The organism is Cerasicoccus frondis (assembly GCA_031296915.1).
Taxonomy (GTDB): domain Bacteria; phylum Verrucomicrobiota; class Verrucomicrobiia; order Opitutales; family Cerasicoccaceae; genus Cerasicoccus; species Cerasicoccus frondis.
The window spans coordinates 133,990-146,351 of sequence record JAVDPC010000018.1; the positions used below are offsets into that span (position 1 = coordinate 133,990).

Consider the following 12,362-nt stretch of genomic DNA (forward strand, 5'->3'; position numbering starts at 1 on the left):
TCGTCCTTGATGATTGAACTTTTATCTGGTGAAATAAACCGAGACCGTTGGGAGCATGACCTGCAAGTTTGTATTGGCATCTCAGGTGTTTCTTATGCAACTGATAGAACAATTTTTCTTCCTGAGTTCTTGGAAACATTACCATTTAGGCCAGCAAGGTGGATTTGTACTGGTGACGCTGAAATAATGTATCTCTCTCTTGCCTGTCCATATTTTGAAAACATATCTGGAAGTATGCTTATCTCTGGCGCGGGATCACTCGCTTATACTTTGGAAGAGAGGGGCGGCGAGCTTAATCATCATCGAATCGGTGGACACGGACCATCTATTGGGGATGATGGTTCGGGCTATTGGATGGGGCGAGAAGTGCTTCGTTCAATTGGCTACGAATACCAAACGACAAAAGGAATAGAATCAATTCTAACTCAAAAGGTTATTGAGTGGTTACAGAGAACAGATGTGAACTATCCCGAAATTTCATATGCAAACAGCATTTGGAGAGAACTTTGCAATGTTATTAGGGACCGATCATCACAAGGACGGATTGATCTCCGTCCAATTCTGTTTTCATTATCTGGGACAATCGAAAGGCGAACTGATAACCATCTATCGCATGTTTTCCAGGGGATGGATGTCTGGCGTAAGGTTGTCAGCAATTTGACTATCCCACTTTTTTCTGCTTATGAGGCGAATGATGAGGCAGCCATAAGGATCGTAGAAAATGCAGCGGCTCTTTTAGCTGAACAGCATAGCAGGACAATCGGTGTATTTTCGGATCAGCCTTCTACGAATATGCCAATTCTATTGGCGGGTGGGGTTTTTGCGCATAATCCAGCTTTTTGTGATGTTGTGCTGACTAAGATCGCACAGAAAGAAGAGGCAGAGAGGCAGGCTATCCGCCAGTCGGAGGAATGTGTGCTGAGGCCTGCGCTAGGGGCTTTGTTGTTTTCGCTAGCTAACTCGAAGACGGGTGCTCTAAGAAAGCCCAAACGATCTCAAGTTGAAAAAATATGTGAAAATGTTAAGCGGCCACCGTTTGCTGATAAATTGAGAAATGACTAAGCCATTAAATAACGAACTAATACCAAATAGAATCGGAAGGGGGCTCGATACATTTTCGCAGGCCGCAAATCGATTTGCTGATAATGTTGAAAAGTTCCCGAGTGGGAGTGATGGGCCTTACCGACCTGTTCATTTGATAGATTTTGACATTGTAAAAACTGCATTTCCGTCGACGGGATTTAGCAATTATGTTTTTCAATCAGATGAAACTGGAGCAAATGAAATAAAAGACATTCTTCACTATTCACCCTATTTCCGCGCTGCTTTGCAAAATCTTCAATGCATTTGCCTCCCGCCCGGAGCTCAGGGCGAGTTTCTGGATTGGAAAAACAACTTCTTCTCCAATCTGCAACGGCGGAATTATAGGCTCTTAAATAAATTTAAAAAAGCTAGAGAGGATCAATCGGTACGTTGGTTGAATAAAAATGAAGCTAGAGAATTAAGCTCAGCTGTAGAAGAGGAGATTCATGAATTCAGCCTACGGTTTGAGAACGAAAAATTGCTTTCTAGTTTTGAGGATAGGTTGCTAAGCCACGAGGTCCTATTTGAAAGGCGACCTGCACAAGCTTCCGAATGGTTTGACAAAATGTGCTCTGAATTGAATGGCCAGCGCCCAGACAAGACGAAAAATAATTATTCCGACGCGCTTAATCTGTCGATTCTAGTATGGATATTGCAGAAGCCTTCAAAATTGGACCGCTCCTTTCCACTTCCTATGTTGTATTCTAAGACCAGAGCAGTAATCGAGTATGATATACATGGCTACTTGGGGCCACTCTTGGATGTAGATAACTATCAAAAGCAACTTGATTATACTCTGCATGGAATCACTCTTTACTATTTTGCCTATTATGAGCGGATGGTAGGTGATATATTTTCAGAAAGGGCGTTCATTGTTAGTCAGCTAAAGGCGATGGGCTCTGCTTTTCATGAGCTTGCTGGCGGTTTTCTAGAACTTACCGTTGGAGAAGGGGAAAATCTCTTCGAGCACGAAGGGTTTAGGCAAGTTCATGCGGCCTATAAATTATCTGAGGATATTTTTGGTGATTTTATTAGATTCAAAGATAATAAAAGGATAGAAAGAAACCTTAGCGCAATCAACTACGTGCAGTCTAATGAATTTAAAAGCATTGTTGATAATAAAAACCTTAATAACAAAAAATTGATTAGAAATGCTATTGAGAATCTGATAACGATACTAAATAAGGAATTTGATATCGAGAAGTATGTCTATGAGTTTTCCGGTGCTGTTGGGATAGCTGTAGAAGGTGAGCGCAAGAGGCTGGAGAGTGTTGGAGGGGGAAGGCCAATGGTTTATGATCTTACGTCGGGAGAGTTTCCTAATACTATAGGAACTCTACTGTCTGAGCAATCATACAAATCTCCAGGTTTGGGCGAAAAGATGGGGGGGGATGCGTTAAACTTGCCATTCCTGAGGCTGGCATGGTATAGACGATATTTTCAGGATGAGGGGGCGGTCTTTTGCGTTGACGTTGACAAAAGCGGAGAGGGGCCCGTGATCACTCTTCGATGGAGGCATCAGAAAGCTAAAGTAGATTTAGTTCAGAATGTATTGTTGCTGCTATATGAGCTGGCTTGGGATGATAATGAGCCAGTGTGCACAGTCGGTTATCGGCCTGACTCGCTTGATCCTATAGTGGTCTCTGAGGATACTCTTCGGGATAAAGAATTCAAAGACAAGCTTCTCGGTGCAGCCCTCGATTACATTGAATTTGAGCGTAGTGCTTTTACGATATTCCTAAATATTAGTGCTCTCCTGGGCCGAGAAAGGCAGATCGGAGTAGTCGTAGAGGAAATTAATAAATTGAAGGACGGAAAATTTATTGATGCGATTTTTACGGCCTTTAGCTCTACGAATGCGTTTTCGGTGCCCTCTCTAGATGAGTTCAAATCTGAAACTGTAAAATTACTCAATGATTACATCCTATAATTAATTTATATGAACAATTATTCAATTTGGCAAAAGATTTCGTTCGATCCTGATGCATATCATGTTACTTGCCTTGAGTTTGACGATGAGGTGAAGGCCGTTCCTGGTGTTAAACTTTTTTTTGGGTCAGCAGATAAGAATAAGAAATTTTGCGATATATTCTATATAGACGACGAAGGAGAGATTGAGTGCAGATTATTTAGCAAAACGAAGCAAGTGGTCAGTTTTCCTATTGAATCCAGCTATCAATTAAAGCTTTGCGAGTTCAGGGAGCCGGGGCAGTCCTTCATTCCCACAACCCTTCGCTCGAAATCTTTCCGAGATCCACCACTTGCTTATCCGTGGACAGTGTCGTTTCGGGTCAAAGATAAAGGAAAGCAGGACTACTCAATCAAGTGTAAGCAAACTAACAAAATGGAGACAATTTTTATGGAATTTAGTGAAAGAAAAGACTGGTTTGGCGCGGTTTCTCGTTTTTTCTCAAGTATACCTGGTGCGGGCCCCTTTTTGAATCCATTGATCCATTTGAGGGAAACTAGCAAGCAGTCCCAGGGATGGGACATTATCTGCACGAAGCTAGAAGAGCTCAGAGGTTCCCAAGATTTTACGATTAAGACTCTAGAGGAGTTGCTTGCCGCCAAACTGCAAACTGAATCCAAGTCAGAAAGGGGTGTTGTTATTAGGGGGATAAGCCTTGCATTGAGTGAGAAAGGGCTTCCAACTGGGTTCAATAATCTCGGACTAGTTCAAGACAATAGCGCTGATCGAGCAAATGCATTTGTTACAGAAGCGGATGTTCGGGATGAGCTACGTGAGTTGTTCCCTAACAAGACAAGTTTAAGATTATTAGAACGGGCTCTGCATGATGTAGATTATCCGCAGTTCGATGATATTGATAGTTCATCGGCGCAGTCTTTTATTCGGAGCCTCATGCTTACCTTTCACGGTCAAGACCCAGAGGTTCTTTATCGATTGTTTCTATTTTTGTCAGAGAATAAGAAAGGATCTAGTATACTAAGATATGTGACGCAAAATTTGGATTCTAAGCGGTAGTGGTTAGTGAGTTTATTAGCTCAATTGATCGGAATTTGCGTTGATACATTCTGATTGCACAGTCGCGTTATTCGAATGAAAGGCATATTTATACTCTTGGCGCTTGCTCTATTGATTTCTGTGTCTCAATTGCGGGCGGAATCAGCCTTGGATCGCATTCTCGCAGAGGCGAAGTCTTTGGATGTTCCAACGAATGACATCACCAAGGCTATATTTGAGGGGAGCTTCGTCCCCGCCTTTGCTGATCTGGAGCGAGTCTACAAGCAGTTTGAGAAGGATGCTGAGCAATACATTAATGAGAATTACCACACGGCTGAGTTTCAAAGTGAATACGCCAGTTATCTTCAGTCATTGGTTGTTACGAACATTATCAAAAGCCCATCGGAATGGCCGGGTATGGCATACATGCAGGGGGTCGTTGGGTCGATGGCGAACAGGCGAATGAGCGAGCTATTTGGACCAACGAGCGAAATGGGAACGGTCACCACTATCGTCAATAATCAGGTGCGCGCCATGACGCCGGAAGATTTCGGCCTGCGATTAATACTGCGCTTTAAGAACAGGGGCCAGGTTGAGCGCCATTATGGTTTCAGGTGGAATCCAGACATTTCGTATGTGGAAGCGATCTCTCAGATAAAGCTGAATTACGCCAGCAATGCCTCAGGATACCTTGAGAAATTCAATAAAGAGATTCTGGGACGAGATGGGACAGGTGGCATGTTCTCCAGGCAATGTGTCTACAGCTATTTTCGGCTGAGCTCAGAGGATCAGGATTCAGCTACAAATTTCCGGTATGATTACCAGCTGCTTCGTGAGCGGTACCTGAAACATCGGGAAGTTGAGCTTGCCTACGGACTGATCAGGGATGGTGCGATAGCAGACCTATCAGCTTTTGCAAAAACCAACCCAGATATTGTCCTTGCGGCGCTCAAAGACGGTAATTTGAAGGCAGTATATATATATGGCGTCATGTTATTGCTTGGAGGTCAGGATCAAGGTCTGGACTTGGTTCGAGCAGCAGCTTTTAAGGGAATGCCTGCTGCGCAGTGCTTTCTTGGAAGAAATCATCCAGCCATCAGGATTTCGATGCTGGACGATAATGGAGCATTCGCATGGCTCTATCTGGCCTCCGCAAACGACCATGAAGCGGCAAAGGTAGCTTTGGAAAAGTTTAGACTTAAAAGTGGGGGATCGCTGTCGGAAATTACCAATCAAGAGAAACGCGATCTACTCGCCGATCTGTGCTTTTCAGTGGCAGCGCAAAACCGCATCGATAGTCTAGTGGCTGGTGAGGCTGATGAAATCGACCTCAATGAGGCTAATTTTTTGAAAGACCAATTGAGGCTAACCTCGCGCTCATAGGATTGCAGCTTAGTTCGGCGTTTTGGATTAGCGCGAACGGTTAAAGCGTTTTTGAACCTTTTTACTGTTCAGCTTGGTCTTAATCGCAGCGATTTTCTTTTCTAGTTCGCGATCCGTCTCATCTCTGACTGATTGGCCCAATGGACCTTTCATCTCGTGGGTGAGCTTGGGCTGTTTTCTCTGGTCACGTTGAGCTTCTAAGGCTTGTAGCTGCTGTTTGGTGACTAGCTGCTCTTTGGAAAGATCACGCTTATACTCCTTCTCTCTGTCTGGCTGTGTCTCTTTAAAGTCACGCTTGGGTTGAACCGGGTTGAGGCCCCGCTTCTGAGCTGAAGAGTTGGCGTTACCAGACATAAGGCAAAGCGAATTGATTTGTTACTCAATGTCAAAACAAAGAGCTTCTAGGGGCTCCTATTTGTAGTCTGGATCCGGGTCGTAGGGGCGCTTAAACTTAATACCAAGTTTCGATAAGAGCTTTTGGCACCAAGAAATTCTGAAGTAAGGCACTTTCTCGAGCAACAGTGGGAATTTACCAGCTCTGAGGATGTATTGCTTTCCCATTTCACTATCGAGTTCAAGGCGGACATCGCTGGATGAGCGCAAAGGCAAATTTCCTGAACTTGATGCTTCAAGGCCTCCCTTCAAGGAGCGCGAACCCAAGCGCTCGCTGATGAATTCAGCCGTCGGCTTGTCGCTGGCGCTAAAGACTTGGACTGCTCGGCTGTTGCCGATGAATGCTTCAACCTCGCTGCCGTAAAGCTTCTGGAATGAGCCCATTTCCTGAACAAAGGGCCAAAGGACTAAATTATATCCTGCGACCAGTGAGAAGGCGTTCGCAACTTCTTCCATGCGGCCCAATGAAAGGAATTCATCAATCATCATAAGCACCGGGATTTTGGAGCGGCCACCTTTATACATCTGACGTATCGCCAGATTGATGAATAAGCGGACAAAGCGTTTATGATCCTTAAGGTACTCGGGCGGGATCACTAGATAGATCGTTGTTGGGGTCTGCTTGATTTCTCCAAAGTCAAAATTCGCTTCAGTCGAAAGTGATGATTGAATCGCCTTGCTCGCCAGCCATTCGGTTTGTGCATTGGCTGACGAGAGGATGCTTGCCATTTCATCGGTTTGAATGCCGGTAATAACGCGCGCGGATGTTTCTCGGGCGATGTTGCCAGCGGAGAAATTCATACTCATCTGGGCTAGCAGGGCGACGCGCTGATCGTCATCGTAGGAAAAGAATTCGCGGATGGTGTTGATGGAAACGCGATCCGCAAAATCCTCATGACTGATGATATGGGCCAGAAAACCGCGAATGATGGTCTTTGCGCCTTGTGACCAATGGTCATCGCCTTTCTTATCTGGTTCTAGAACGACCAATGCATCAACAATAATGTCTATGTCCTCGCGTATTGTGTCACTGTCTGGATCGAGGCCTTGGAGAGGATTAAAGCTGGAGGCTTCGTGGTCTGTAATTCCAAAGGGATCGATTACATAGACATTCTGGCCCAATTCTTTGCGTCGCCGCGCTGTTACTGCAGCGTTCGTGCCTTTGGGATCAATCACAATGCAGCTCCCTTCCCATTTAAGCAAATTGGGAATGATCGCCGTGGTTCCCTTGCCGCCCCGCGAAGCTGCAATGGTAAGCATATGGCGGTCATCATCCATCGCAAGATCGAGGTAAGGGTTATACATGGACCGTCCCAAGAGAATGCCTTTCTTATTTTGGGATTTGAGGTATTTCCATTCTTCGATGTAGCTGGCGAAGCGGGCCGCGCCGCCAAAGCCCATGCGTCCGTGATCAAAGAAGCGCACGACCGGCATGTAGAGCGTTTGAATTAGTGGCTTAAGCGTTGAGCCGATCAACAGGCCCAGGGTGACCGAAACAATCATGATCCAAACGAAGTGGGCCCGGAGCGATGCGAACCAGAGATGCAGAAACAGCTTCGGGCGACTCTCTGGCAAAATGGCAATAATCGCTGAAATGCGGTCATCTATCATTGCATCGATTTCATCTCTGCCAGAAACGATCACTTCACGTGTCTGCTGAACTTGCTTGGGCTTGGATTGTCTCTGCATTGCCCGGACTTGATCAATGATCTGCGGGTAAATTCTCTCCATAACGCCATTGTAGATATCAAGCTCCTCCTGATAGCCCGCTTGAGTAGTTGAACGGCGTTTGTAGGGAAGCTTGGTGACAGTTAGCCGTGGCGCATTTAGTGATTCTATACTCTCGAGCTCACTGATAAGACCTTTGCCAATATCGGCTCTGGTCGGGATTGCCGATTGGTCATAGGGCTCGTTGCGGTTTTGATCCACGATGAAATGACGATCTTGAATTCCAAAGCCGTCTCGCACGGAAACACGCAGGAAGTATTTTTGCCAGTTTAGTGTTTCGATGATATCCAGTAGACCGTTTTCCAGCAGATACTGCTGGATAGCATCGCTGTCGCTGGGATAGATGGTTTTGGTAAATGGTTCCTCTTTCACGATCACGGTTTTACCATCGCGGATTTGAAGGGCTTTATCCGCGACCAAGGCTGATTCCATGAGTGAGCGTGTCTCTTCTGATTCCTCAACGTAGACAAGCTGCATGAGCATTTTGCCATGCTCATCATCTACCTCTTTGCCCGTATAAAACAATAGTAACTCCCGAAACGCAGGTTGGTTCAGCCCAGGCACAAAAGCAAAGATGCTCGTCAGCACGCACGCTATGATGATCACGAAGATGCCCTCCATGCCAATGCCTTGTATGCGGCGATAAAGCCGGGTTTCGCTAAATCGCCGCGAATGTGGGGCTAGATATCCGAAAAACAGGGTGCTAACTGGCCCAAGGATGAACCAGATCACGATGAGCCAGATGACAAACTGCACGTAAAAGTCAGTAGTGCGATCGGTGAGGTCGTATGGTGCTATGAATGCGGCGATATCATCAATGGACCCAAGGCCAAACAGGGCAATATTGCTCAAATATGGAGATAGGTGCCATGCAAAGACGGCAGCGATTAATAGCAGAATTAGTCGGCGTAGCATGGAATAGCATTTTCTGCCTGCTAATGGGTGTCACGCATAATAAGTAAATCTTCAGGTATTTTCATTGTAATTGATAATAAAATTTATCGCGGAGGTAGGTGGGCGCAGCAGTGTTTCATTTGTGAAACTGTCAATTTGTAAATCCCCATCAAATTTAAGGGGAAAAGCTACTAATTGATGTTTCCATAGAACCTAAATTAATCGTTTTGTTCTTCATGACAGTGAAACCTGAATTTGAAGTCTCAATTTACCTTTAGCGGTGATCCAATTGCAGCTTTAACCAAGGTTAGGATTTGGGTAAGTGAAAACCGGTCAGCTCTTGCCAGTCATCAATATAATCAACTCAGAGTGATTGATGGCGAAACGGTTAAGGCCAAAGAAGATCAGTTCAGACCTGCACCTTCTAGTCGTTCATCCCATGTCTTGACGCCTGCGGATCAGGCTGCTCCAGGCAATGGTCCTAAATCAAAGTAGGTGATGTCTGCTAAAGGTATATTTATCGTATTTTGGGGAATCGTGGCCAATGGCTTATCTGCTGGGTTGCTTTTCAATCAGACTGGGAGTTTTGAGTCGACCGTTCCTCTTTCAACGGCTGTTGCTGACGATTTTGTTATTTCAGAAAAATACACCATAACAGGCTTTAACGTCTGGGTGACCGATAGCGGGACTGGCGCAATTGGTTCAATTGACGGATGGATGGGGCTGGGGTGGGCTGTTTATGATTTGGATGCTGGTGTTCCAGGTTCTCTTATTGCGACAGGATATGATCCTGCTGCAACGGTTTCATCCATCGGGGACGTTAGCGTTGCTGGCAATACGAGTGAGGCGTTTGTTGTCTCCACTGCATTAGATTCGCCGCTCTTGCTTGACGCGGGAGTGTGCTGGTTGGGAGTTAGGGATGGAGAATGGAATACGTCAGACAATGTAAATTCTGACATACGCTGGTTACTGACTGGAGGGGCCGGTGACTCAAGGTTTTATGTGACACTGGCCGATGAAGCGGTTGATCCGGATTTTACACGTAGAATCATAGCCGCAGGAAATTTTCAAATTGAGGGCGAGGTAGGAACGTTGGTTCCTGAGCCACGCATTTATACATTAATTATAGGTTGCTTGGGCTTTGTCGTTGTTCTCGGGCGCCGTGGTGGCAAATTTGGAGCATCTACAATTATTGAGTGGCTCACTGGTCATCTAGTTTGAGATAGCAATTCCAGATTTGGATTTCCGCTTGGAAATTCGGATCGTCGATGGACAGAAGCCGACTAGGCACGCTAAATCATTGCTCTAAGGATTGGTTAATTCTGAGGGTGGAAGTTGCCCTAATTTTAACTAGATTTTCTACCTGTTTCGTGCAAAATCTGTCACTTTTTGATCTACACTATGGCAAACTTTCAAACTCGCTTTTCTGTTGATAATGCGCTGCTACAGGAGCTTGGTGAGCGTCTTGTTACGACTCCCCATGTAGCATTGGCAGAATTGGTAAAAAACTCATATGATGCAGATGCTACCGAAGTTCATGTCACTGTAAGGACTGGTGAGAAGGGAGGACCTGAGATCGAGGTTTCAGACAATGGCTCAGGAATGACGTTGGAGCAGCTTCAGCAATATTGGATGCGCATTGGCACTACTCATAAACAAAACAAGACACGTTCGGAAATATTCGGACGACCAGTTACCGGGAGCAAAGGAATAGGGCGATTTTGCGTGAGGCGATTGGGGTCTGCTGTCGAATTACAATCATGTTCTAGGAAAGGGAAAAAATTTGAACATGTGTCGCTAAAGATAGATTGGAATAGGTTCACTCCGGGCGAGGAAATTGGTCAGGTAGAGGTCGAAATGTCCAGAAGTGTTGAGTCTGTTGGTCAAACTGGTCTAAAGTTGATAATGTCTGGCCACCGGAATGTTGAATGGTATACGTTAGAAGATCGCCGGAGTTATAATTATCTTCTGCGTCAATTGGCGACATTAAGCGCAAATGTAGAAACGAAGAGGAGGGGGTACGAGCGCGATCCTGGTTTTAATGTATATCTTGATGCACCTGCATTGGAGCACGGTCATGCTATTGCAGACGTATATGCTGGTCTAGTCGATGAAGACGAAGGCGAGAGTGCTATCGACATGCGAGGGAAGCTTATGGATGCTGGCTGGGCATTGCTCAGTGCGAAAATCATTAAAGGTGGTTTTGCTGAATGCAAGCTAGTCGCGAAAACACCTGTTGGAACTCAAACGCACACAAGCAAGGAGGTATTTCCGAACCTCACTAATGTGTCATTGGAGTTAGCGGTTTTTGTTGATGAGCGAAATTGGAATCGTGATGAAAATTTAGTGACACCTGGTAAATTGCGAAAGCTGTTAAACGATTGGGGAGGTGTTCAGCTTCGAATTAACGGAATGCGTGTCTATCCCTACGGAGACCGAGAAGATGATTGGTTGAATATTGAGCGTGATAAGGCGCGGCGACTAGGGGCGCCTCAAGGAGACTTGATCGATTTTGCAAATGCATTAAAGGCGAGAAACCGGAATATTAACCCGAAGCGTGTCCTATTAAGCTTGCTTGCCAACAATAGCTTTTTGGGTTCAGTTGACGTTGGCATTTCGCAGAATGGCCTTGAGCCTAAGGCTGATAGGGAAGGCTTTATTGAGAATGCTACTTTCCGAGATTTAAGAAGGTTCACGCGATATGCAATCGATTGGGCTATGATCTGGCGGGATTATGCTTTGAGGGAGCGATCTCGAATAGAGAGCGAGAAGCGGAGGAAGGAATTGGAGAAGGCAAGTGGAGGAACTCCGATTGAGAAAGCTAAGCAGTCTGAGGCTGCTATTCGTTTTGTTAGAAAAAGCATCACAAAGTTCAAAAAACATCCTGAGGATATTCGGGATGAAGATTTCGATGCGTTGGCCTCTGCGACATCCTTGCTTGAGTCTGAGATTAAGACCAATAAAGCTGACATACTAAGATTTCAGCTGGTTGCGTCTACGTCGACGTTAAGCCTGCTCTACCATCACGAAGTGAGATATCTGATGCAGGCACTTGGATCGCTTTCGGAAGAGTTGAATTATGCACTAAGTGACTTTGATGATGATTTAAAAACTAAATGCGAAAGCATTTTATCTTCTATAAACATATCTAAAGAAAACTTAAAGATACTTAGTGATTTAACGAATGAAATGAGCGTTCTGCACCGTGGCGCTTCTGCCCTGAAGTTAGATTTAGCCACGCAAGCTGAAAAGGCTATATCTAGGTTTGGCCGTGTTTGCAAAAGCTATTCAATCGACATTTCGACCCAAATTGGTGAAGGAATGCTGGTAGGGCCAATGTTAAAGGGTGAGCTTGCAGCAATTATATTAAATTCTATCTCGAATGCGATCAAAGCTGTGGTTGCGGGAGGAGTAACTAAAAATATTGAGCTCTGTTCATATCGCTCGCATGGCAAGGTCTGTCTCGAGATTAAGGATACTGGAATTGGTTTGGATGAACATGAATACGACGATGTCTTTTCTCCTTTAGTCTCTGATCCTTCTGATAGTATGTATGATGCTCTTGAGGAAAAGATTGCGACAGAAGACCGTACATTGTTGGGGCAGGGTTCTGGCCTTGGTTTATCGATTATTCGAGGAATTCTGGAAAATAGAAATGGAAGAGCATCTTTTGTTAAACCAGAAGGCGGGTGGTCCACATGCCTGAAAGTGGAATTTCCAACTCCTAAATAATCATGAAAGAAATTTATTGGATTGATGATAATACTGGTGGCGAATCGAAGTTCCCCACGGAATCAAAGCGCAGGCGCATAGAGGAAGAGGTAGATCTCAAATTAATTATTAGGGGCTGACCTAGCTAAGGACTGAAAAAGTTCTTACTATAGCAGCAATGTATGAAAGAAAAAGCAGGCTGAGTCAG

The 12,362-nt window shown here is 45.1% G+C and carries 8 protein-coding genes; 6 read left to right on the forward strand and 2 right to left on the reverse strand.

Going from position 1 to position 12,362, the window contains the following annotated elements; genetic code table 11:
- The first annotated feature begins 9 nt into the window (after positions 1-9).
- The 4 genes from RBB63_RS14805 to RBB63_RS14820 all read left to right on the forward strand — a co-directional run bounded on the left by RBB63_RS14805 (position 10) and on the right by RBB63_RS14820 (position 5,428).
- The gene (locus RBB63_RS14805; RefSeq protein WP_309385742.1) at positions 10-1,062 is read left to right on the forward strand and encodes a BadF/BadG/BcrA/BcrD ATPase family protein; all 1,053 of its coding nucleotides are present in this window, start codon (positions 10-12) and stop codon (positions 1,060-1,062) included.
- Entirely contained in the window at positions 1,055-3,013 is a 1,959-nt protein-coding gene (locus tag RBB63_RS14810; RefSeq protein ID WP_309385743.1) for a hypothetical protein, read from the forward strand. The genes RBB63_RS14805 and RBB63_RS14810 overlap by 8 nt, the downstream gene beginning before the upstream one ends.
- A 9-nt stretch (positions 3,014-3,022) precedes the next feature.
- The gene (locus RBB63_RS14815) at positions 3,023-4,066 is read left to right on the forward strand and encodes a hypothetical protein (RefSeq protein ID WP_309385744.1); all 1,044 of its coding nucleotides are present in this window, start codon (positions 3,023-3,025) and stop codon (positions 4,064-4,066) included.
- Between the two features lie 75 nt (positions 4,067-4,141).
- The gene (locus tag RBB63_RS14820; RefSeq protein ID WP_309385745.1) at positions 4,142-5,428 is read left to right on the forward strand and encodes a hypothetical protein; all 1,287 of its coding nucleotides are present in this window, start codon (positions 4,142-4,144) and stop codon (positions 5,426-5,428) included.
- Between the two features lie 27 nt (positions 5,429-5,455).
- Here the strand turns inward: RBB63_RS14820 and RBB63_RS14825 are convergent, their stop codons facing one another.
- Both RBB63_RS14825 and RBB63_RS14830 read right to left on the reverse strand, forming a co-directional pair.
- A complete protein-coding gene (locus RBB63_RS14825) occupies positions 5,456-5,782 on the reverse strand; it encodes a hypothetical protein (protein WP_309385746.1) in 327 nt (108 codons plus the stop codon).
- 57 nt (positions 5,783-5,839) lie between these two features.
- Positions 5,840-8,170 carry a type IV secretory system conjugative DNA transfer family protein gene (locus tag RBB63_RS14830; RefSeq protein WP_309385747.1) on the reverse strand — a complete coding sequence of 777 codons (2,331 nt, stop codon included), beginning with the start codon at positions 8,168-8,170 and terminating at the stop codon, positions 5,840-5,842.
- 771 nt (positions 8,171-8,941) lie between these two features.
- On the opposite strand from RBB63_RS14830, the gene RBB63_RS14835 reads away from it, so the two are divergent.
- Both RBB63_RS14835 and RBB63_RS14840 read left to right on the forward strand, forming a co-directional pair.
- Complete coding sequence (locus RBB63_RS14835; RefSeq protein ID WP_309385748.1) at positions 8,942-9,664, forward strand: hypothetical protein; 723 nt, start codon at positions 8,942-8,944, stop codon at positions 9,662-9,664.
- A 180-nt stretch (positions 9,665-9,844) separates the two neighbouring features.
- Positions 9,845-12,175: an ATP-binding protein gene (locus tag RBB63_RS14840; RefSeq protein ID WP_309385749.1), complete on the forward strand. Its 2,331-nt coding sequence runs from the start codon at positions 9,845-9,847 to the stop codon at positions 12,173-12,175.
- Positions 12,176-12,362: the final 187 nt, after the last annotated feature.